Here is a 20,511-nt window from a genome sequence, read left to right as displayed (position 1 = left end):
TATTTGGTAAAAAAATCAGTCCCTTGCGATTGCATTCCAGTACGCCTCAAAGCCCGCTTCGCAGTAGCGCTCGGCGAGTTCAGGTTCGTTGCTCATGAAATCCATGGTGGTGTCGGCCAGTGAGCGCATGATCGCTGCGGCGAAAGCAGGGGGCTGGTCGCGCAAGGTACTGCAGGCCGAGCCTTCGTTCAGCAGGGCGCTGATGTCGTTGAAGGCCTCGCTGCCAGCGACGCGGGTGGCGTCGGTGATCCGATCGGACATCATCAGCAGTGCCATGGACTTGCGCTTCTCAGGATTTGCCGCGCCCCAGCCGACATAGGTGTGCCAGGCATGGTGCAGGCGCGACCTGACGTCTTTGTCCCGCGGGTAACCGGGGAGCATCGCGTCTCGCAGTTGGGCCTTGAGTTCCAGGTAGACCTGGTTGAGCAGGTCATCCTTGGTTTCAAAATAATTGAACAGCGTCCCCTCGGCCACGCCCGCGCCCTTGGCGATTCTGGACGTCGGCGCGCCCAGCCCCTGCTCGGCGAACACTCGCAGAGCAGAGTCGATCAGGGCGTTGCGCTTGTCTTCGCTCTTGGGGCGGGCCATGGGAAAATCGCGTAATGAGTGAGTAGTTGCTCATTTATACGCCGTATCGATAGCCACAAGCAAGTGCGGCGTTGATAAACGCTGCTGCATCACCCCATCGACGTAAATCGCCCTCCCGTCTGCGCAGGATAAAACTCCCCTTTGAGCCCCAGCGCCTGCAAGCGCTGGCGCACGTCGTTTTCGATGTCGATGACCTGGTCCGGGTCGTCGATGTCGTCGACCACCAGCCACACCCCGGACAGGTTCTGGTCATGAGTGCCTTCGCTCATCATGTCGTGGGTAAAGGCCTGGTCGGAACGCCACAGGCACAGTTCGTCTTCGTTATGGCCACTTTCAGCCAGCGCTTGCGCCGAAGTCAGCCAGACTTCCTTGTATGGCCGCAGGTCCGCTTCGGCGAGTTCTTGCAGGGTGATCACGGTTTTCATTTCGTTGCCTCCATGGTCAGTGCTTAAGTTGTGACGCACGGGGAATGCGCGGTGTTCCCGGCAACTTGCCCGGGCGGACGAAATGGTCGTTGAACCGACCTCGCGCAGTGGCGGTCGATCAATCAACAGTCGCTCAGGAGAATCGCAATGGCTTGTCCCAGACGCTTGCGTGTCGATGCCTCGCTGACATGACCAGCTTTTCGCCTCTCAAGAGCCTTCAGGTCCAGTCCCATGAGCGGGCGGCCCTGTTGTTGGGTTTCGTCTTTCATTTCTGTGTGCTGGCCAGTTATTACCTGGTGCGGCCGCTGCGTGATGCGCTGGGCCTGGAGGGCGGGGCCGACAAGTTGCAATGGCTGTTCACCGCCACCTTCGTGGTGATGCTCGTTGCCGTACCGCTGTATGGCGCGTTGGTCGCTAGATTGCCGGCGATCCGCTTCGTGCCGCTGGTGTACCGGCTGGTGGCGCTGTCGATGCTGGCCTTCGGCGTGTTGATCGCGCGCCACGATGCGCCGGTGCTGGTGGGGCGGGTGTTTTTCGTGTGGATCAGCGTCTACAACCTGTTCATCGTCACGGTGTTCTGGAGTGTGCTGGTCGATCGATTTTCCAATGAGCAGGGGCGCAGGCTGTTCGGTTTCATCGCGGCCGGTGGCACCCTGGGCACGTTCATCGGGCCTTTGCTGGCCGCGACCATGGCCACGCGGTTGGGACCGGTGGCGCTGACGATTGCCGCCGCTGTGTTGCTGGAAGTTGCCGTGCGCTGTTATCGCGCCTTGTTGAGCCGGACCCGGCCACGCAACCTGACTGAATCCGAGGTTGGCGCTTCTCATCGCTTTGGCGAGGAGGGCCGCAGCATGGGCGGCGGTGTGCTGGCCGGGGTGACGCTGATTCTGAAGTCCCGCTATCTGCAGGGCATGGTCCTGTTCATGCTGCTGCACACCAGCGCCGCGACGCTGCTGTATTTCGAGCAGGGCCGCATCGTTGCCGAGAGTTTCTCCAGCGTGGCCACGCGCACTCAGTTTTTCGCCTATGTGGACCTGACCGTTTCCGCCCTGACCCTGATCTTCCAGCTCCTGCTGACTGCGCCGCTGATCCGGTTGATCGGCGTCAGTGGCGCCCTGGCTGCCATGCCGATGGCGACGCTGATCGCTTTTGCCGCCATGGCGCTGGCACCGGTGCCTGCCAGTGTGGCGCTGGCCCAGGGGCTGCGCCGGGCGGTGGAATTCGCCATCGTGCGGCCGGGGCGTGAGGTGCTGTGGACGGTGGTCAGTCGCGAAGAGAAATACAAATCCAAGAACGTTATCGAAACCCTGGTCTATCGTGGTGGCGATGCGGCCAGTGGCTGGTTGTCGGTGGGGCTGACCTCCCTGGGAGCCGGGTTTGGCCTGCTGGCGCTGCTCATCGTGCCGTTTGCCGGGCTCTGGAGCTGGTTGGCGGCGTGGATGGCCGAACGCCAGGAAGACCGGAAACGCGACGCCGAAAGGAGCCATCCATGAAGGACGCTACGCTGTTGACCCGTAGACGCTTTGTTACCCTGGCCGCCGGGGTGTCGGCGGCGCTGGTATTCGATTCTGCAGCGGCAGGTGCCACGCCCGATCCACAAGGAGATTCGAAGATGCTGACCCGCAATATTCCTTCCAGTGGCGAGGCCTTGCCGATGATCGGCGTGGGCACCTATCGCGGCTTCGATGTCACCCCTGGCAGCGACGAATACAAACTGCTGCCCCAGGTGCTCAGCGAACTGTTTCATGCGGGCGGCACGGTCATCGACAGTTCGCCCATGTACGGTCGCGCCGAGCAGACCACCGGCGAGCTGCTGTCGATTCATCAGCCGCGCTCGCCTGCGTTCCTGGCCACCAAGGTCTGGACCCGTGGCCGCGAGGCCGGCATCGCGCAGATGGAGGATTCATTCAGACTATTGCAGACCGACCGCATCGACCTGATGCAGATCCACAACCTGCTGGACTGGAAAACCCACCTGCCGACCCTGCGCCAATGGAAAGAGCAGGGGCGCATTCGCTACATCGGCATCACCCATTACACCTCGTCTGCCTATGACGAAGTGGAGGCGGTGCTCAAGGCCGAGCCTGTGGATTTCCTGCAGATCAACTACGCGCTGGATGATCGCGCCGTGGAGTCTCGATTGCTGCCGCTGTGTCGCGAGCGCGGGGTGGCGGTGATCTGCAACCGTCCATTCGGCGGCGGAGGCCTGCTCGGCCGCCTGCGTGACAAACCCTTGCCGGGCTGGGCCGGGGAGGTCCAGGCCAGAAGCTGGGCGCAACTGGCGCTCAAGTTCCTGATCTCCCACCCGGCCGTGACCTGCGCCATTCCGGGAACGGGAAATCCGAAATACATGAAGGAAAATGCGGGGGCGGCGACAGGCCCGTTGTTGACCGATGCGCAGCGGCATCAGTTGATTGCGTTGGTGGCTCAATGAGGTCGTGCCCTGTAGGAGCGCGCTTGCTCTGGGCCGCATCCGGACGACGGCGTCGTGCCAGCCGATCCAGGTGGCACAGGGATACCGCCGTCGCGGGCAAGCGCGCTCCTACAGGTTTTTCAACGGTTCACCAGCTTCGCCGGTAACGCCACCACCAACAGGCTGCTGAGCACCAGGCAACCGGCGAAGAACCACAGCGCGCCCGCGCTGCTGCCCGTCACGTCAATCGCGATACCCATCATCGAGTTGCTCACCAACCCCGCGATGTTGGCCAGCGAACAGGCCAGGGCAAAGCCGGTGGCGGCGGCGCGGCCCTTGAGGAAGGTGGCGGGCAGGCTGAAGAACACCGGCACCGCGCCGATGATCGCCGCCGAGGCCACGGCGAACAGCGCTACAGTCGCCACCACGTTATGGGTGAAGAAGGGGCTTGCGGCCATGGCCACGGCACCGATCCAGAACGGCACGATGATGTGCCAACGGCGTTCGCGACGACGGTCCGAGCTGGCGCCGATCATCAACATGCCGATCAGCGCGGCGACACTGGGCAAGGCGGTCAGCACGCCGATGTGGAAGGTGTCGGTGACGCCGGCATTCTTGATGAAGGTCGGCATCCAGAAGCCCATGGCGTAGGCGCTGAGCAGAATCGAAAAGTCGATGCCGCCGAGCATCCACACTTTCAGGTTGAAGAACCCGTCGCGGAAGCTGTGCTTGCTGTCCTTGCCCTCGGCATCGTCCAGCCGCAGCTCGCCTTCGAGCAGGGTCTGTTCACTGGCGTTCAGCCACTTGGCTTCCCTGGGGTTGTTCGGCAGGGCCCAGAATGTCAGCACGCCCAGCATCACGCTTGGAATGCCTTCGATCAGGAACAGCCACTGCCAGCCGCGCAGCCCGGCGGCCTGGTCGAAATGCCCCATGATCCAGCCCGACAGCGGCCCGCCAATCACGCTGGACAGCGGCAGGCCGATCATGAACAGCGCGATGATGCGCCCGCGGCGGTAGGTCGGGAACCAGGTGGTCAGGTAGAACAGCACGCCCGGCAGGAAACCGGCTTCGGCCGCACCCAGAAAGAAGCGCAGGACATAGAACTGCATCGGCGTGGTGACGAACAGGGTGCAGACCGACAGCGCGCCCCAGGTAATCATGATCCGGGCGATCCAGATCTTCGCGCCGACCTTCTCCAGCACCAGGTTGCTGGGCACTTCAAACAGGATGTAACCAACGAAAAACAGCCCGGCGCCCAGGCCGAACGCGGTTTCGCTGAAGTGCAGCTGGTCGAGCATCTGCAGCTTGGCGAAGCCGATGTTGATGCGGTCCAGGTAGGCAGCCAGGTAGCAGAAACACAGGAACGGAATAAGCTTCCAGGTGATCTTGTGGTACAGCGCTTTGATCGGGTCCGCGGCGTCTGACGCGGCGGTTTCTACATTCGCAGAGGGCATGGGTGTCTCCTGGCGGTTCTTCGGCCGTTGAGTGCCGACGCGGCGGATAGTGCCTGCGTTTTCGGCGATCTCAAACGGCCTGTCGTGGTTTTTGTTTGCCGCACATCCAGTACTTTGGCAAGCACCGGATGGCGGCTTCCAAAGGCAGTGTCAGAAGACTGGGCGTTGTCGGGCGTCCAGTTGTGTGCGCATTCATCCTGCGCGACCAGTGCTCTGTGGCCTGGTTCTAAAAAGCGACGCGACGGTGTTCATGTTTCGAATTGCTTTATTGCCTCCTGCTTGCTCACCACGTCGCCGTACTTGCTGTCGATGTCGAACAGGTTGGCTTCGTGGGGATCGGGGTGGCGGTCGCCGACGCATTCGCGCACCACGATCGTCCGAAACCCATGCTGTACGGCATCCACGGCGGTGGCGCGGATGCAGCCGCTGGTGGAGCATCCGGCCAGCACCACGGTGTCGATGCCCTGGGCGTGCAGCATCGATGCCAACGAGGTGCCGAAGAACGAGCTGGCGTACTGCTTGCTGATGACGACCTCTTCAGGCAACGGCAATACTTCCTCACAGAACGCTGCCAGCGGATTGCCCTCGACCATGTCCTTCATGACCGGCGCCTTTTTCACCCACATGCCGCCGTCGGCGAAATGCCCGGCGTGGTAGCGGATGTTGGTGTGCACCACCGGGATGCCCCGCGCGCGGGCCGAGGCCAGCAGTGCGACGCTTTCGGCCACTGCACTGACCACCCCGGGTGCGAACAGCGGCGCACCTGGCTGGGTGTAGCCTTGCATGAAGTCGATCATCAGCAGGGCAGGTTTCTTGCCGAAGCCGATGCGATTGCCCCAGACGCCCTGGTAGTTGGCGTCGGCGCTTTGTTGTTCACTCATTGCGTTCTCCTTTGGAAGCACGGCTTGGCATCTGGTCTGAAATCTGGTGGACATCTGTAGGAGCGCGCTTGCCCGCGATGGCTATCTACCTGACACCTCTGTGCTGGCTGTCACGGCCCTGTCGCGGGCAAGCGCGCTCCTACAAAGCATTTCGATATGGCACTAATTCAGTGGCGAACCGAGAAAATCCCCAAACGCCGCAAAGAACCCCGGCAGGTCGTCCCACGGAATCATGTGCCCGGCGTTTTCCACGCGGGCGATCAGAATCTGCGGTTGCAACTGTCGGATCTCGGCTTCGTCTTCTGCCTGAATCACGCCACCGCGACCGGCGACGATCAGCAGGGCAGGGACCGGCAATTTCGGCAGATCCTGATGAAAATCCACTTCATGGAAATCGCTGAAGGCGCGCACGATGGCCGGCTCGTAACAGGTGTGCAGCCATTCGGCGCGCAATTGCAGTTGCTCGTCGGTCCAGGTCGGGCAGAACGCACGCATGTCGTCGGCGCTCATGCCTTGTTGAGATTGACGAATGGAATCGACGTACCACGGCAGCTTCGACGGGTAGTCGCGGCGGCCCGGGCCTGACACCGGTGGGTCGATCAGCACCAGGCTTTTCAGGCCCTTGGCATTGCGCACCGAGGTTCGCGCGGCGAAACGCGCCCCCATGGAATGCCCCACCAGGTGATAGCTCTCGATGCCCATGGCGGCAGCAAAGGCGCTGATGTCATCGGCGCAGGCATCGACGCTGTAGTCCAGGTCCGGCCCCGTGGAAGACAGGCCGCGCCCCCGCGCATCCAGCACGTAGGTGTCGAAATGCTGCCCCAGATGCTCGGCGACAAAGCCCCAGGTGATCGCCGGGCTGGTGATACCGGGGATCAGGATCAAAGCCGGTTTGTCAGCGTGACGGGCACCGCCGTAGCGCAGGTAATGCTGGCGAATGCCGTTGGCCGCCACGTTGCCGCCGTGGATGAAAGTGCTCACGCCGCCACCCCCGATTTCAGCTCCTGGCCGTAGAGGTCATAGCCGTAGACCCAGGCCGGGTCTTCCTGGGTGCGCAGCCAGGTGTTGGCGTTGGACACGGCCTGCACGCGGGAGGCGCGCTCCTTGCGGTTGGCTTCGTAGAGCTCGAAGGCGGTGCGGTAGTCGCTGATGCCGGTTTCCTGCAGGCAGCGGGTCAGCATGGCAGCGTCTTCGATGGCCATGCCAGCGCCCTGGGCCATGTGCGGCTTCATCGGGTGGCAGGCGTCCCCCAGCAGCACCAGACGACCACGACTCCACAGCGGCAGCGGATTACGGTTGAGCAACGGCCACTTGGTCACGCTCTCGGTGGATTCGATCAGCGCCTGCACCGTGGGGTGATACCCGGCGAAGGCTTCATACATTTCGGCTTGGCTGCTGTCGACAAAGTTGCCCTGGAAGTCCCACGCCGCATGAGGCACGCCGGTGACGTAGTAGTACTCATCGCGCTTGCCGGTGGTGTGGTAGACCATCATGTGACGGTCCTCGCTCCACCATTTAACGCAGTTCTCGAAATCCAGGTTGTACTTGGTCAGCACTTCGCTGCGGATCAGTGCGCGGTGGGCGACCCAGCCGCTGTACAGCGGTTTTTCGAAACCGAGCAGTTCTTCGCGAATCTTGGAATTGATGCCATCGGCGCCGATCACGATGTCGGCGTCGGCATGGGTGCCGTCGGCGAAATTCAGGCGCACGCCGTTATCGCGTTCCTCAAGAGTGGTCAGGCACTTGCTGAAGTGCACGCTGCCTGGCGCCAGGGTCGACATCTGCAGCGCGTGCAGGTCGCCGCGGTGAACGGTGATGTAGGCCGCACCATATTCCTTGCGTGAGAATTCGCCCAGTGCGATGCGCGACATGTAGTCACCGGTGGCGCCATCGCGGCTGAACCAGAAGTCTGGGTGCGAACCCATGTCGCTCAGGCGCTGCTCGATGCCCATGCGGCGGAAGATCTTCATGATGTTCGGGCCCATGTGGATCCCTGCACCGATGCGCGAGAACTCCGGGGCCTGTTCATAGATATCGACTGTGAAGCCGGCCTGCTGCAACAGCGTGGCGGCGGCAGCCCCCCCGAGACCTGCTCCGACGATGGCGATTTTTTGCGTGGTTGGCATGGCGCACTTCCTTCGTGTTTCGTGAATCTTCGGTAAGGGTCTGACGATTGAGCGTAGTCACTCATTCGCGTTTTTAAAGTGTATACGCTGAAAAATTTAAAAGTGAACTGCTTTTTTAAAAATAACTGTACGACGTCGCAAATGGGTATGTCACCCACGGTAACCCTGTAATTAGTGGGATTGTGTGTATGGGTAACAAACTGGCTTGGGTATTGCAGCCGATCTGAATTTGATGTCTGATCGTATTTAATAAGTGTGTACGCTTTAAAAATTGCACTAATCTGAAGCGCGATGCCTTTCGATGGTGCGTCTGGCGAGATGCCTGATGCCCCGCCTCAAACGCCAGGAGAAACAGAAATGCCGGTAAGCGATTGCGAATTGACCCAGATGTTCGAGCACGTGCTGACACTGTCGAAAGTGGACGCGACCCAGAGCGTGGCGGTGCTCAAGAGCCACTACTCCGATGCGCGCACCGTGCGTGCGGCGATGGAGGCGGCGCAGCGCCTGGGGGCCAAGGTGTACGCGGTGGAACTGCCGTCGTTCAACCATCCCAAGGCCATGGGCAATGACATGACCGCCTACTGCGGCGACACCGCGCTAACCGGCAATATCGCCGCGCAACGGGCGCTGGAAGCGGCGGACCTGATCGTTGACACCATGATGCTGCTGCACTCGCCCGAGCAGGAGCAGATCCTCAAGACCGGCACGCGGATCCTGCTGGCGGTCGAACCCCCGGAAGTGCTGGCGCGCATGCTGCCGACGGTGGCCGACAAGGAGCGGGTGCTGGCGGCCGAGCAGGTGGTGAAGGCGGCGCGTTCGATCCATGTGAAGTCACGGGCGGGCAGCGATTTCCGCGCGCAGCTTGGGCAGTATCCGTCAGTCACCGAGTACGGTTTCGCCGACGAGCCGGGGCGTTGGGATCACTGGCCCAGCGGCTTTCTGTTCTCCTGGCCGAACGAGGAAACCGCCGAGGGCACGCTGGTGATCGACGTCGGCGACATCGTGCTGCCGTTCAAGAACTACTCCCGGGAGCGCATCACTCTGGAGATCGAAAAGGGCTTCATCACCGGCATCCACGGGGGCTTCGAGGCCGAGTACCTGCGCGACTACATGAAGTATTTCAATGATCCTGAGGTGTACGGCATTTCCCACATCGGCTGGGGTTTGCAGCCTCGCGCCCAGTGGACGGCCATGGGCCTGCACGACAAGAATGACGGCATGTGCATGGACGCCCGGGCGTTCTACGGCAACTTCCTGTTCTCCACCGGCCCGAACACCGAAGTCGGCGGCACCCGCAAGACGCCATGCCATCTGGATATCCCGTTGCGTCATTGCGATATCTATCTGGATGATACGGCGGTGGTGGTGGGCGGGGATGTGGTGGCGCCCGAGGCCTCTAAAGCCTGACCCCCCGACCCCTGTAGGAGCGCGCTTGCCCGCGACGGCGGTGTGTCAGGTAAATCGACGTCGTTTGATACACCGCAATCGCGGGCAAGCGCGCTCCTACAGGGCAATCGAGATTCCCCTGCAAGCCCGCAACCGTTAATGTACCGCCCATGTTTAAAGCCGCCGAACGAGCCACCCGTGTCCACTGACAACCCCTCCGACAATAATGCGTCCTACACCTTCTCCGAGCAGGTCGGCCACCTGCTGCGCAAGGCTTATCAGCGGCACCTGGCGATCTTCCAGCAGAACGTCGGCGATTCGCAGCTCACCGCCGTGCAGTTCGTCACCCTCTGCGCACTGCGCGATCACGGCCCCAGCTCGCAGACCGAACTGGTCAAGGCCACTGCGGTGGATCAGGCCACCATTCGCGGGATCGTCGACCGGCTCAAGGCGCGCGACCTGATCAGCCTCGATCCCGACCCGCAGGACCGGCGCAAAGTCATCTGCAGCCTGACCGACAGCGGCCTGCAACTGGTGCAGGAAACCGTGCCCCGCGCGGCGCAGATCAGCGAACTGACCCTGAGCCGCCTCAACCCGGCCGAGCGGGTGGCGGTGTTGTTTCTGCTGCGCAAGTTGATCGACGAACCCGAAGAGTAAAGCCCCCACCTCCCCGTAGCAGCACGGCTTGCCGGCGGGGGCGGTCTGCCTGTGCCTGATCTGTCACCTGACACCCCACCAACCGCATTGTAGGAGCGCGCTTGGTCTGGGCCGCATCCGGACGACGGCGGTGTGTCAGGTAAAAATTTTCTTAATGACACACCCTCATCGCGGGCAAGCGCGCTCCTACAGTTCCCCGTCGATGTGCATTCAGTTCCCCACTGGCACGCTTCCTGCTCTCTTTTCATGAAGTAACCACTTCATCAAAAGCCAGAGACAGGCGGTAACACATGGGGAAGGCGATATGAGCGAGCCGCTGACGGGGGAGAGGACCGTCGCGCTGAGGGTCAACGGTCAGACCGCGACGGTCACGGCGATGGCGGACACGCCGCTATTACTGATCCTGCGCAATGACCTGCAGCTCAACGGCCCCAAGTACGGCTGCGGCCTGGGGGAGTGCGGCGCGTGCACGGTGATCGTCGATGGGGTCGCCGCACGTTCCTGCGTGTTCCCGCTGGCCGGCGCCGAAGGTCGGGACATCACCACTCTTGAAGGCATCGGTTCGCGCCAGTGCCCCCACCCGGTGCAACAGGCGTTCATCGACGAGCAGGCCGCGCAATGCGGCTACTGCATGAACGGCATGATCATGACCGCCAAGGCCTTGCTCGACCGCAACCCGCATCCCAGCGAGGCCGAGGTCCGCAACGAACTCTCGGCCAACCTCTGCCGTTGCGGCACCCACATCGAAATCCTGCGCGCGGTCATGCGGGCCGCCCGTCACCCGCTTTGAACCGGATGCACTCATGACCCAGACCACGCCCACTCGCGATTCCTTCCTGGCCAAAGACGGCGTGCTGCTCATCGTCGACGACATCCTGCCGCCCTCCGGCCCCGTCGCCAAAGGTGGCACGCCCACGGTCAAGCCCAAGGAACTGGGGCTGTTCATCGCCATCGATCAGGACAGTTCGGTGTATGCCTTCAACGGTCACGTCGATCTGGGCACCGGGATTCGCACCTCCCTGGCGCAGATCGTCGCTGAAGAGCTGGACCTTGGGATGGATCAGGTGACCATGATTCTGGGCGACACCGAGCGCGCGCCGAATCAGGGCGCGACCATCGCCAGCGCGACCTTGCAGATTTCCGCGATCCCGCTGCGCAATGCCGCCGCCGAGGCGCGCCGCTATTTATTGCAGGCGGCAGCTCACCGCTGGGCGATGGATGCGGCCTCCCTGGTGATTGAACGCGGCACGATCAAGGCGCCGGACGGACGCCACTGTCGATTTGGCGAGTTGCTGACGGGCGAGCACATCGAGTTGCGCATCTCCGGCAACGCACCGCTCAAACGGCTTGAAGACTACAAACTGGTGGGCACCGTCGCCCCCCGCGTGGACATTCCGGCCAAGGCCACCGGCGAATTGACCTACGTTCACGACATGCGCCTGCCCAACATGCTCCACGGCCGGGTCGTACGCCCGCCCTACGCCGGATATGACACGGGAGCGTTCGTGGGCACCAGCCTGCTGGAGGTGGACGAGTCGTCCATCGCTCACATCCCCGGCATCGTCAAAGTGGTGGTGCTGGGTGATTTCATCGGCGTGGTGGCGATGCGCGAAGAGCAGGCGGCCAAGGCTGCGAAGGAGCTGAAAGTCAGTTGGAAGCCCTGGCAGCATCAATTGCCGGACATGAGCGATGTGGAGCAGGCCATTCGCGACAACCCGAGCATCAAGCGGGTGGTGCTGGACAAAGGCGATGTCGATGCGGCACTGGCCGGTGCCAGTGAGCGGATGACGCGCACCTATCTGTGGCCCTACCAGCTTCACGGCTCCATCGGACCCTCCTGTGGGTTGGCGGACTACACGCCTGACGGCATTCGCGTCTGGTCCGGCTCGCAAAACCCACACATGCTGCGGGTGGATCTGGCCTGGCTGCTGGAATACCCCGAAGAGCGGATCGAGATCATTCGCATGGAGGCCGCCGGTTGTTACGGGCGCAACTGTGCGGACGATGTGTGCGCCGACGCGGTGTTGCTGTCCCGTGCCGTGGGCTTGCCGGTCAGGGTGCAACTGACCCGCGAGCAGGAGCACGCGTGGGAGCCCAAGGGCACGGCGCAATTGATGGAAGTCGATGGCGGCATCAATGCCGACGGCGGTATTGCCGGTTATGACTTCACCACCAGCTATCCGTCCAACAACTCGCCGACCCTGGCGCTGCTGCTGACCGGGCGGGTCGAGCCGGTGCCGGTGATGTTCGAAATGGGCGACCGCACCTCGATCCCGCCCTATGACATCGAGCACATGCGCGTGGCCATCAACGACATGGCGCCCATCGTCCGTGCCTCGTGGATGCGCGGCGTGTCGGCGTTGCCCAACACCTTTGCCCATGAGTCCTACATCGACGAACTGGCGTTTGCCGCCGGGGTCGATCCGGTTGAATACCGCCTGCGTTACCTGCACGACGAGCGCGCCGCCGAACTGGTGCGCTCCACCGCTGCGCGGGCCGACTGGTCGCCCCGGACACAGCCGATGCAGATCCCCGAACAAGACGGCGTGTTGCGCGGGCGCGGGTTCGCCTACGCCCGTTACATTCACAGCAAGTTTCCGGGCTTTGGTGCGGCGTGGGCGGCGTGGGTGGCCGATGTGGCGGTGGACAAGCACACCGGCGATGTTTCGGTGACGCGGGTGGTGATCGGCCACGACGCCGGGATGATGGTCAACCCGGCCGGGGTGCAGCACCAGATTCACGGCAATGTCATCCAGTCCACCAGTCGCGTGCTCAAGGAGCAGGTGACGTTCGAGGAATCGACCATCGCCAGCAAGGAGTGGGGCGGCTACCCGATCCTCACCTTCCCGCAGGTGCCCAAGGTCGATGTCATGATGATGCCGCGCCAGGCCGAGCCGCCCATGGGCGCGGGTGAATCGGCGTCGGTGCCGAGCGCGGCGGCCATCGCCAACGCGATCTATGACGCCACCGGCATTCGTTTTCGTGAGTTGCCGATCACGGCGGAACGGGTGTTGGCGGCATTGAAGAATGCCGGTGACGAGGCCAACGCCAACCCGCCTGAGTCACCCAAAGCCAAGCGTTCGAAATGGCTGTTCGGCTCGTTGTTCGCAGCCTTCGGGGCGGTGCTGGGCATGGCGGCAACGGCATTGCCCTGGCGCGCCGAAATCGCCCCGATCACGCCGCCCGCAGCAGGCACCTGGTCGGCGGCGACCCTGGAGCGCGGCCGTTTGCTGGCGTCGGCCGGGGATTGCGCGGTGTGCCATACGGCGCCCGGCGGAGTGAAAAATGCCGGCGGCCTGGCGATGCAGACGCCGTTTGGCACCCTTTACAGCAGCAACATCACCCCGGACCCGGAAACCGGCATAGGCAACTGGTCCTATCCTGCCTTCGAACGGGCGATGCGTGACGGGATCAGTCGTGATGGCAAACACCTGTACCCGGCATTTCCCTACACGGCGTTTCGCAATATCGACGATGCCGACATGCAAGCGCTGTATGCCTACCTGATGTCCCAGACGCCGGTCAGGCAGGTGCAGCCGGCCAATGACATGCAGTTCCCGTTCAATATGCGGCCCTTGATGGCGGGCTGGAACGCGTTGTTTCTGCGCAAGGGCGAGGTGCAGTCCAGGCCTGAACAGAGTGCGCAGTGGAATCGCGGGCAGTACCTGGTCAACGGGCTGGGGCACTGCGCAGCGTGTCATTCGCCGCGCAATTTCATGGGCGCGGAAAAGGGCGGCACTTCGTTTCTGGCCGGCGGCATGGTCGATGGCTGGGAGGCACCGGCGCTCAACAGCCTGTCGAAATCGCCGACGCCCTGGACTGAGGATCAACTCTTCAACTACCTGAGCACCGGTTATTCCGACGCCCATGGCGTGGCGGCGGGGCCGATGGGGCCGGTGGTGTCCGAGTTGTCGAAGCTGCCCAAGTCGGATGTGCGAGCGATGGCAGTGTATCTGGCGTCGCTCAATGATTCGGCGCAGGCCGCACCGCAGACGGCAACCACTGGACAGCCAGTTGTTTCCGCGCAGTCCTTGAGCAACGGCCGGCGGGTGTTCGAGGGGTCATGCCAGGGCTGTCACGCCGACGGCGCAGGGCCGAAGCTGTTTGGCGTCAGCCCGTCGCTGGCCAGCAACTCCAATGTGCACAGCGCATTGCCGGATAACCTCATTAAAGTGATCCAGCAGGGCATCGCCAACCCGGCCACCCGGGATCTGGGTTACATGCCGGGGTTCAAGGACAGCCTGAGCGATACGCAGATCAGCGACCTGGCCGCCTACCTGCGCAGCCGCTTCGCGCCGAATGAGCCGCAGTGGACGGGATTGCCGGAAAAAGTCGCGTACCTCAAGGCAAACCCAGGTAGCCACTGATCACACAAACCTCTGTAGGAGCGCGCTTGGTCTGGGCCGCATTCGGACGACCGCGGTGTATCAGGGAAATCAACGCCGTTGGACACACCGCGGTCGCGGGCAAGCGCGCTCCTACAGGCTCATCTCAATTCAACACCCTTACCCCACGCACAACCAGATCCTGAATGAACGCCAGCCAGTCCTGGCGCTGTCCCTGGCCGCCCATGTCCTGGCCCAGAAACGAGGTCAGGGTGTGCAGGTTGGAGTTATAGAAATAGCAGAGCGAGGCGATCATCAGGTAGACGTGCTTGAGGTCAACGTCACTGCGAAACAGGCCCTGCTGCTGGCCGGCCTCGATGATCGGCTTGAGCACGCCCACCGCTTCTCCGGATAGGCGTCGCAGCTCGCTGGACTGCTTGGCGTGCTTGCCCTTGTGCAGGTTTTCGATGCTGAGGATGGCGACGAATTCCGGATGCCTGACGTAGTAGTCCCAGACGAACGCCACCAGTTGCCGCAGGGTTTCGACGGGCGTGGCCGGGTCGAGCTGCAACTGGCTTTCGGCCTGGTTGAACTGCTCGTAGGTGTGCTCCAGCACCTTGACGAAGAGTTTTTCCTTGCTGCCGAAGTAGTAGTAGATCATCCTGTCGTTGGACTCGGCCTCGGCGGAAATCTTCTCGATACGCCCGCCCGAATAGCCATCGCGGGTGAACACCGTGATGGCCGCCTTGAGAATGCGCGCCCGGGTTTCTTCGGCTTGCTGGGCGCGGACGCCAGTGTTCTTGCTCATGGCGATCAGAGGATCCGGTACAGCAGGCGTTCGACCCGCACGCGGCTGACCCGACGCAGGAAGGTCCGTACGCCCAGCGGGTATTCGCTCAGGGTATCCAGCTCATCGAACTTGCCGACGCGGTGGGTGTTGCGCATCAACAGCGCAAGCTCGCCAGCACGCGGCTCGAGCCATTCGCCCTTGGGGTCGTCGATCAGCACGGCGTTTTCCAGATCCAGCTGAAAGGCGCGGGGGTTGAGGTTGTTGCCGGTGAGCAGCGTATAGCGCTCGTCCGACCACAGGCCCTTGAGGTGGAAAGTGTTGTCGCCGTCCTTCCACAAATGAATGTTCAGGTCGTGCCTGGCCACCGCATTCTGGTGCTTCTGCATGAAGCGGCGCAGGCTGATTTCGTACAGGTACGGCAGCGCGGAAATGACCTTGAACGGCTCCTGGGGCGGGATGAAGAAGTCGTTGGCGGTCTTGTCGCCGATGATGATGTCGACCTTGACCCCACGCTTGAGCGCCCGGTTGATCTCGCGCTTGACCACCAGCGGCATGTTGAAATACGGCGTGCACAGGGTCAATTGATGGCGGGTGGCGGCGATCAGGTCGCACAGCACCTTGCTCAGAGGGTTCTTGTTGCCGATGCCCAGCAGGGGGATCAGGCGCATTTCGCCGTTTTCCCGCACGCCTTCGTTGATGTCGTAGCTGGCGCGCTTGAGGCGCTGGCGGAACTGGCGGATTTCCCCGCGAATACTGCGCGAGGCCGGCGGGGAGGGCAGGTCCAGGCGATGCACGGCGTCGGACGGCAGGATCTGTTCATGCACCAGGCGCAGAAACGAGTCGGCCAGCTCGCGGTTTTCCAGCAACTGGTAGCGATCCAGGCGGTATTTGCCCAGCTTGTGCAGGTAGACGTTGTTGATGCTGGCACCGGTGTAGATCACGCAGTCGTCGATGATGCTGCCCTTGAGGTGCAGCACGCCGAACAGCTCGCGGGTCTGCACCGGCACGCCATAGATCGGCACTTCGTGCTCATGCTCGAGATTCTGCGCCTGGTACCACGCCGAGTTGCCCGCCTGTTTGCCGGCCCCGATCAGGCCACGCTGGGCGCGGAACCAGTCCACCAGCACGACGATTTCCAGCGCCGGGTTGGCAGCCTTGGCAGCGTACAGCGCGTCGAGGATTTCCTGGCCGGCCTCATCTTGCTGCAGGTACAGGGCAACGATGCAGATGCGCCGGGTCGCCTGGGCGATCTTCTCCAGCAACACGCGCCGATAGTCGGCCGCGCCCGGCAGAAGGGTGATGGCCTGGCTGGACGATTCAAAGCCGCGCAGCGCTGCAAGGGTAGAGCGTCGGAAGGGAGCCCGCATAAGCCTCTCGATGGGTCGAATCAACAGCGCACGAGCTTACACCAGAGTGCGCCTATTGGTGCCTTTGGCAGCAGCTTCGTTGAGTTGTTCAGCGGATTTTCAGGAAAAGCTCGGCCCACTCCCGACTGTAGGAGCGCGCTTGCCCGCGAGGGCGGTGTGCCTGCGACAACTGTTTTGCCTGACACACCACAGTCGCGGGCAAGCGCGCTCCTACAGTCCGGTATAAATCAGTCAGACCTTCAACACCAGCTTGCCGTTGTTCTCGCCTTTGAACAGCATCTGCAGCGTTTCCGGAAAGGTCTCCAGCCCTTCAACCACATGCTCTTTGCTCTTCAGCTTGCCCTGGGCCAGCCACCCGGCCATTTCCATGCCCGCGCGGCCGAAGTGCTCGGCGTGATCCATGACCACGAAGCCTTCCATGCGCGCACGGTTGACCAGCAGTGACAGGTAGTTGGCCGGTCCCTTGACGGCTTCCTTGTTGTTGTACTGGCTGATCGCCCCGCAGATCACCACGCGCGCCTTGAGTGCCAGGCGGGTGAGCACGGCATCCAGGATGTCACCGCCGACGTTGTCGAAAAACACATCGACGCCTTTCGGGCACTCGCGCTTGAGGGCGGCGTGGATGTCTTCGCTCTTGTAATCAATGGCGCCGTCGAAGCCGAATTCCTCGATCAGCGCCTTGCACTTGTCCTGGCCGCCAGCAATGCCAATCACGCGGCAGCCCTTGATCCTGGCGATCTGCCCGGCAACGCTGCCCACGGCGCCCGCCGCACCGGAAATCACCACGGTGTCACCGGCTTTGGGCTGGCCGATTTCCAGCAGGGCGAAATACGCCGACATGCCGGTCATGCCCAGCGCCGCCAAGTACACCGGCAGCGGCAACAGCTTGGGATCGACCTTGTGAAAGCCCTTGGGCTCGCCAACGAAGTAGTCCTGAACCCCCAGAACACCCTGGACGTAATCGCCCACGGCAAATTTCGGGTTGTGCGACTCAACGACCTGGCCGACACCCAGCGCGCGCATCACCGCACCCAGTTCGACTGGCGCAATGTAGGACTTGCCTTCGTTCATCCAGCCGCGCATGGCCGGGTCCAGCGAGAGGTATTCGCTCTTGACCACGATCTGGCCGTCCGTGGCTTGCCCGACAGGTACGGTCTGGAAAGTGAAATCATCGCGGCTGGCAGTGCCAACAGGACGGCGGGCCAGGAGGAATTGGCGATTGTTCAGGGCGGTCATGGCAGGTTCCTGGATGAATAGGGAAACGCCAGTGATAGACCGCCAATGCCATTACGGCAAGCGATGACTGTTCTACGAATGCGCGTCGATAGAGTTCGATGATGCCCGCAAGGCCATACATCATTGTCATCCATGATGGTCTAAACGGCCATTTTATAGTGCTGACAGCGGCGGCCACGCCGTGACTAAACTGCCTCATACCCGTAGCAGCACGGCTTGCCGGCGGGAGCGATCCAACTGTGACAACGCTTTCGACTGACACACCGCTCCCGCCGGCAAGCCGTGCTGCTACGGACGCGCTGCGTATTCCAACAATAAAGGACGACTCCATGAGCATGACGTTTGCAGGCAAAGTGGCCCTGGTCACCGGCGCTGCCGCAGGGATTGGCCGCGCCACGGCGCTGGCCTTCGCCGAACAGGGTTTGAAAGTGCTGGCGGTGGATCTGGACAGTGATGGCGGGGAGCAGACCGCCGAGCTGATTCGCCAGGCCGGTGGTGAGGCGCTGTTCCTGCGCTGCGACGTGACCCGCGAGGCCGAAGTGCGGCAAATGATGAGCGACGCCGTGCAGGCCTATGGCCGGGTCGATTATGCGTTCAACAATGCCGGGATCGAGATCGAGAAGGGCAAGCTGGCCGAGGGCAGCGAGGCAGAGTTCGACGCGATCATGGGCGTGAACGTCAAGGGCGTGTGGCTGTGCATGAAATACCAGTTGCCGGTGATGCTGGCCCAGGGCGGTGGCGCCATCGTCAACACCGCCTCGGTGGCGGGCCTGGGGGCTGCTCCGAAGATGAGCATCTACGCGGCGTCCAAGCATGCGGTGATCGGCCTGACCAAATCAGCGGCCATCGAGTACGCCAAGAAGCAGATTCGCGTTAACGCGGTATGCCCTGCAGTGATCGACACCGACATGTTCCGCCGCGCCCACGAGGCCGATCCGCGCAAGGCCGAGTTCGCCGCAACCATGCACCCGGTAGGGCGCATCGGCAAAGTCGAGGAAATCGCCAGCGCGGTGTTGTACCTGTGCAGCGACGGCGCGGCCTTTACCACGGGGCATTCGCTGGCGGTGGATGGCGGTGTGACGGCATTTTGATCTTGTCACTACAGGTTACCGGCGGCGCCTATGAGATCGCCCCGCCGGCAAGCCGTGCTGCTACGGGATGTGAGGTGAGGCGGATTTTGTGAGCGCACCGGGGCCCCGTAGCAGCCTGGCTTGCCAGCGGGAGCGATCTTGAGCGGGGCGCCGAATTCCGGCACGCCAACCTTCAGGCATCCAGCGCCTTGAGCAAGGTCTTGCCGGTGTCGAGCAACTCGGCCGTCAACTCCTCATCCTTGACCGCCCGCGACAACCCGATCGCCCCCACCAGCGCGCACATCGCCAGCAGCGCCTGTGAGCGCTTCTTCGCCGGCTGTTTACTGTTCGTCAGCGAGGTAATGACGGCCAGTTCGTTCTGCAATTCCCGGGTGTAGAGTTCACGGATCGGGTCACTGCTGCGCGCGACGTCATTCATGACTGCGGCGAGGGCGCAGCCGGATCCGGGATCATTCAGGTGGCGTTCGCTCAAGTAGCTTTCCACCAGATCGCTCAGGGTCAGCGTGGACTCGGGGTCGGTGTACTTTTCCAGCGCCTTGGTGCGTTTGTCGAAGGCGCATTGCAGCGCTTCCTCCACCAGTTTCTCCCTGGATTCGAAATGCTTGTAGAAGCCGCCGCCGGTCCGGCCTGCTTCCTTCATCAAGTCCGCAACACCGATGCCGTTCAGGCCAACCTCGCGAAAACGCTCGGCCGCCAGATTGACGATATGGTCATGGATGATGGCTTTGTCTGCCTGCGAGCGCGACATGGGGAGGTCTCCGGTAATCACTTTTCACCACAATATGGTGAGCGATCATACGCCAAATGACGATAGATAAAATTTTAATTTGGAGTGTGGACGAAATCTAAAATAAGAGTATGGTTGTAATCCATAACGTTCTGGCAGGTGCCAGGCGTCGATCCCACCCATCCCACTCGATGCAGTGAAAGGAGCAATCATGACGGTCAAAGGCAAAACCATTCTGGTCACCGGCGGCAACAGCGGCATTGGCCTGGCCACCGCCCGGCTGCTGCTGGAAAACGGCGCGCGCGTGGCCATCACCGGCCGCGATCAGGCCAAGCTCGATTCCGCTGTCGCCGAACTTGGCGGCGACGTGTTGGGCATTCGTGCCGACGTGAACAACCTGGCCGACATCGAAGTGGTGGTGAAGGCGCTGGGTGATGCGTTTGGCACCCTGGATGTGGTCTTCGCCAACGCCGGTATCTCTGGCGCCACGCCACTGGGCAACACCACCCTCGAAGCGTTCGAATCGATCGTGCGCACTAACCTTACGTCGGTGTTCTTTACCGTGCAGGGTGTTTTGCCGCTGCTCAAGGAGGGCAGTGCGGTGATCCTCAACGGCTCGGTGATGCGCGAACTGGGCTCGCCCGGCTCCTCGGCGTATTCGGCCACCAAAGGGGCGATCACCTCGATGGCCAAGGTCTTCGCCTCGGAACTGGCACCCAAGGGCATCCGGGTCAATACGGTCATTCCCGGCGCGACCCGCACGCCGATCTGGAGCCGTGGCTCGCGGGCCGGTACGACCATCGACGCCACTGAAAAAGCCATGTCGCCGCGCATTCCGATGGGGCGCTTCTCCGATCCTGAAGAGCTGGCCCAGGCCGTGATGTTCCTGGCCTCTGACGCCTCCAGCGGCATGACCGCCGCCGAAATCGTGGTCGATGGCGGCAACATCGGCGCGCCATGGGGGATTCCGCTGTTTCGCGGATGATCGTGCAACTGCACCTGTAGGAGCGCGCTTGCCCGCGATGGCGGTGTGTCGGTGACAACT

18 protein-coding genes are annotated in these 20,511 nt (G+C 62.4%); 8 read left to right on the top strand and 10 right to left on the bottom strand.

The annotated features are described in order from the left end of the window. Positions 1-15: 15 nt before the first annotated feature. Positions 16-588 carry a TetR/AcrR family transcriptional regulator gene (locus ACIPOO_RS01260; RefSeq protein WP_400603855.1) on the bottom strand — a complete coding sequence of 191 codons (573 nt, stop codon included), beginning with the start codon at positions 586-588 and terminating at the stop codon, positions 16-18. An 89-nt stretch (positions 589-677) separates the two neighbouring features. After that, positions 678-1,013 (bottom strand): hypothetical protein, encoded by a 336-nt coding sequence (locus tag ACIPOO_RS01255; protein WP_274132545.1) that lies wholly within the window; start codon positions 1,011-1,013, stop codon positions 678-680. A gap of 188 nt (positions 1,014-1,201) precedes the next feature. Between ACIPOO_RS01255 and ACIPOO_RS01250 the strand changes: the two genes are divergently transcribed. Continuing rightward, entirely contained in the window at positions 1,202-2,506 is a 1,305-nt protein-coding gene (locus ACIPOO_RS01250; RefSeq protein WP_400603852.1) for an NTP/NDP exchange transporter, read from the top strand. Further along, positions 2,503-3,447, top strand: coding sequence for an aldo/keto reductase (locus ACIPOO_RS01245; protein WP_400603850.1), 945 nt, complete (start codon positions 2,503-2,505; stop codon positions 3,445-3,447). The genes ACIPOO_RS01250 and ACIPOO_RS01245 overlap by 4 nt, the downstream gene beginning before the upstream one ends. Before the next feature lie 119 nt (positions 3,448-3,566). On the opposite strand, the gene ACIPOO_RS01240 is transcribed toward ACIPOO_RS01245, so the two are convergent. From ACIPOO_RS01240 to ACIPOO_RS01225, 4 genes are all read right to left on the bottom strand, one after another. After that, positions 3,567-4,880, bottom strand: coding sequence for an MFS transporter (locus ACIPOO_RS01240; RefSeq protein ID WP_400603848.1), 1,314 nt, complete (start codon positions 4,878-4,880; stop codon positions 3,567-3,569). Between the two features lie 248 nt (positions 4,881-5,128). Next, positions 5,129-5,761 carry an N-carbamoylsarcosine amidohydrolase gene (locus tag ACIPOO_RS01235; protein WP_400603845.1) on the bottom strand — a complete coding sequence of 211 codons (633 nt, stop codon included), beginning with the start codon at positions 5,759-5,761 and terminating at the stop codon, positions 5,129-5,131. Between the two features lie 162 nt (positions 5,762-5,923). After that, on the bottom strand, positions 5,924-6,742 hold the full coding sequence (locus tag ACIPOO_RS01230) for an alpha/beta fold hydrolase (protein WP_400603842.1): 819 nt from the start codon (positions 6,740-6,742) through the stop codon (positions 5,924-5,926). Then, on the bottom strand, positions 6,739-7,887 hold the full coding sequence (locus tag ACIPOO_RS01225) for an FAD-dependent monooxygenase (protein ID WP_400603840.1): 1,149 nt from the start codon (positions 7,885-7,887) through the stop codon (positions 6,739-6,741). Before ACIPOO_RS01225 ends, ACIPOO_RS01230 begins: the two co-directional genes overlap by 4 nt. 357 nt (positions 7,888-8,244) lie before the next feature. On the opposite strand from ACIPOO_RS01225, the gene ACIPOO_RS01220 reads away from it, so the two are divergent. The 4 genes from ACIPOO_RS01220 (at position 8,245) to ACIPOO_RS01205 (ending at position 14,297) form a co-directional block, all read left to right on the top strand. Further along, positions 8,245-9,294, top strand: a complete 1,050-nt coding sequence (locus ACIPOO_RS01220) for a 2,5-dihydroxypyridine 5,6-dioxygenase (protein WP_400603837.1) — start codon at positions 8,245-8,247, stop codon at positions 9,292-9,294. Positions 9,295-9,471: 177 nt separating this feature from the next. Further along, positions 9,472-9,930 carry a MarR family winged helix-turn-helix transcriptional regulator gene (locus ACIPOO_RS01215; protein ID WP_400603835.1) on the top strand — a complete coding sequence of 153 codons (459 nt, stop codon included), beginning with the start codon at positions 9,472-9,474 and terminating at the stop codon, positions 9,928-9,930. Between the two features lie 304 nt (positions 9,931-10,234). Then, positions 10,235-10,720 carry a (2Fe-2S)-binding protein gene (locus ACIPOO_RS01210; RefSeq protein WP_400603833.1) on the top strand — a complete coding sequence of 162 codons (486 nt, stop codon included), beginning with the start codon at positions 10,235-10,237 and terminating at the stop codon, positions 10,718-10,720. A gap of 13 nt (positions 10,721-10,733) precedes the next feature. Beyond that, positions 10,734-14,297: a molybdopterin cofactor-binding domain-containing protein gene (locus ACIPOO_RS01205; RefSeq protein ID WP_400603830.1), complete on the top strand. Its 3,564-nt coding sequence runs from the start codon at positions 10,734-10,736 to the stop codon at positions 14,295-14,297. A 124-nt stretch (positions 14,298-14,421) separates the two neighbouring features. Here ACIPOO_RS01205 and ACIPOO_RS01200 read toward each other — a convergent pair whose 3' ends face one another. The 3 genes from ACIPOO_RS01200 to ACIPOO_RS01190 all read right to left on the bottom strand — a co-directional run bounded on the left by ACIPOO_RS01200 (position 14,422) and on the right by ACIPOO_RS01190 (position 17,648). After that, entirely contained in the window at positions 14,422-15,063 is a 642-nt protein-coding gene (locus ACIPOO_RS01200; protein ID WP_400603828.1) for a TetR family transcriptional regulator, read from the bottom strand. A gap of 5 nt (positions 15,064-15,068) precedes the next feature. Then, complete coding sequence (gene pssA / locus ACIPOO_RS01195) at positions 15,069-16,412, bottom strand: CDP-diacylglycerol--serine O-phosphatidyltransferase (protein WP_400603826.1); 1,344 nt, start codon at positions 16,410-16,412, stop codon at positions 15,069-15,071. A 231-nt stretch (positions 16,413-16,643) separates the two neighbouring features. Then, on the bottom strand, positions 16,644-17,648 hold the full coding sequence (locus tag ACIPOO_RS01190; protein ID WP_400603822.1) for an NADP-dependent oxidoreductase: 1,005 nt from the start codon (positions 17,646-17,648) through the stop codon (positions 16,644-16,646). 329 nt (positions 17,649-17,977) lie between these two features. On the opposite strand from ACIPOO_RS01190, the gene ACIPOO_RS01185 reads away from it, so the two are divergent. Then, complete coding sequence (locus tag ACIPOO_RS01185; RefSeq protein WP_400603820.1) at positions 17,978-18,739, top strand: SDR family oxidoreductase; 762 nt, start codon at positions 17,978-17,980, stop codon at positions 18,737-18,739. A 172-nt stretch (positions 18,740-18,911) separates the two neighbouring features. Here ACIPOO_RS01185 and ACIPOO_RS01180 read toward each other — a convergent pair whose 3' ends face one another. Beyond that, positions 18,912-19,487, bottom strand: coding sequence for a TetR/AcrR family transcriptional regulator (locus ACIPOO_RS01180; protein WP_400603818.1), 576 nt, complete (start codon positions 19,485-19,487; stop codon positions 18,912-18,914). A gap of 190 nt (positions 19,488-19,677) precedes the next feature. On the opposite strand from ACIPOO_RS01180, the gene ACIPOO_RS01175 reads away from it, so the two are divergent. Beyond that, positions 19,678-20,451, top strand: a complete 774-nt coding sequence (locus ACIPOO_RS01175; RefSeq protein ID WP_400603815.1) for an SDR family oxidoreductase — start codon at positions 19,678-19,680, stop codon at positions 20,449-20,451. Positions 20,452-20,511 lie beyond the last annotated feature (60 nt).

Source organism: Pseudomonas sp. NPDC090201 (assembly GCF_044746825.1).
GTDB classification, from domain to species: Bacteria; Pseudomonadota; Gammaproteobacteria; order Pseudomonadales; family Pseudomonadaceae; genus Aquipseudomonas; species Aquipseudomonas putida_AD.
Note: the sequence above shows the minus strand (reverse complement) of the source record. Positions and strands in the feature narration are given on the sequence as shown.

What these genes read in the sequence shown, in the direction of transcription:
- pssA (WP_400603826.1), bottom strand. Translation starts at nt 16,412, where the DNA reads ATGCGGGCTCCCTTCCGACGCTCTACCCTTGCAGCGCTGCGCGGCTTT.
- ACIPOO_RS01205 (WP_400603830.1), top strand. Translation starts at nt 10,734, where the DNA reads ATGACCCAGACCACGCCCACTCGCGATTCCTTCCTGGCCAAAGACGGC.
- ACIPOO_RS01260 (WP_400603855.1), bottom strand. Translation starts at nt 588, where the DNA reads ATGGCCCGCCCCAAGAGCGAAGACAAGCGCAACGCCCTGATCGACTCT.
- ACIPOO_RS01255 (WP_274132545.1), bottom strand. Translation starts at nt 1,013, where the DNA reads ATGAAAACCGTGATCACCCTGCAAGAACTCGCCGAAGCGGACCTGCGG.
- ACIPOO_RS01225 (WP_400603840.1), bottom strand. Translation starts at nt 7,887, where the DNA reads ATGCCAACCACGCAAAAAATCGCCATCGTCGGAGCAGGTCTCGGGGGG.
- ACIPOO_RS01190 (WP_400603822.1), bottom strand. Translation starts at nt 17,648, where the DNA reads ATGACCGCCCTGAACAATCGCCAATTCCTCCTGGCCCGCCGTCCTGTT.
- ACIPOO_RS01175 (WP_400603815.1), top strand. Translation starts at nt 19,678, where the DNA reads ATGACGGTCAAAGGCAAAACCATTCTGGTCACCGGCGGCAACAGCGGC.
- ACIPOO_RS01210 (WP_400603833.1), top strand. Translation starts at nt 10,235, where the DNA reads ATGAGCGAGCCGCTGACGGGGGAGAGGACCGTCGCGCTGAGGGTCAAC.
- ACIPOO_RS01250 (WP_400603852.1), top strand. Translation starts at nt 1,202, where the DNA reads ATGACCAGCTTTTCGCCTCTCAAGAGCCTTCAGGTCCAGTCCCATGAG.
- ACIPOO_RS01235 (WP_400603845.1), bottom strand. Translation starts at nt 5,761, where the DNA reads ATGAGTGAACAACAAAGCGCCGACGCCAACTACCAGGGCGTCTGGGGC.
- ACIPOO_RS01200 (WP_400603828.1), bottom strand. Translation starts at nt 15,063, where the DNA reads ATGAGCAAGAACACTGGCGTCCGCGCCCAGCAAGCCGAAGAAACCCGG.
- ACIPOO_RS01220 (WP_400603837.1), top strand. Translation starts at nt 8,245, where the DNA reads ATGCCGGTAAGCGATTGCGAATTGACCCAGATGTTCGAGCACGTGCTG.
- ACIPOO_RS01240 (WP_400603848.1), bottom strand. Translation starts at nt 4,880, where the DNA reads ATGCCCTCTGCGAATGTAGAAACCGCCGCGTCAGACGCCGCGGACCCG.
- ACIPOO_RS01185 (WP_400603820.1), top strand. Translation starts at nt 17,978, where the DNA reads ATGAGCATGACGTTTGCAGGCAAAGTGGCCCTGGTCACCGGCGCTGCC.
- ACIPOO_RS01245 (WP_400603850.1), top strand. Translation starts at nt 2,503, where the DNA reads ATGAAGGACGCTACGCTGTTGACCCGTAGACGCTTTGTTACCCTGGCC.
- ACIPOO_RS01180 (WP_400603818.1), bottom strand. Translation starts at nt 19,487, where the DNA reads ATGTCGCGCTCGCAGGCAGACAAAGCCATCATCCATGACCATATCGTC.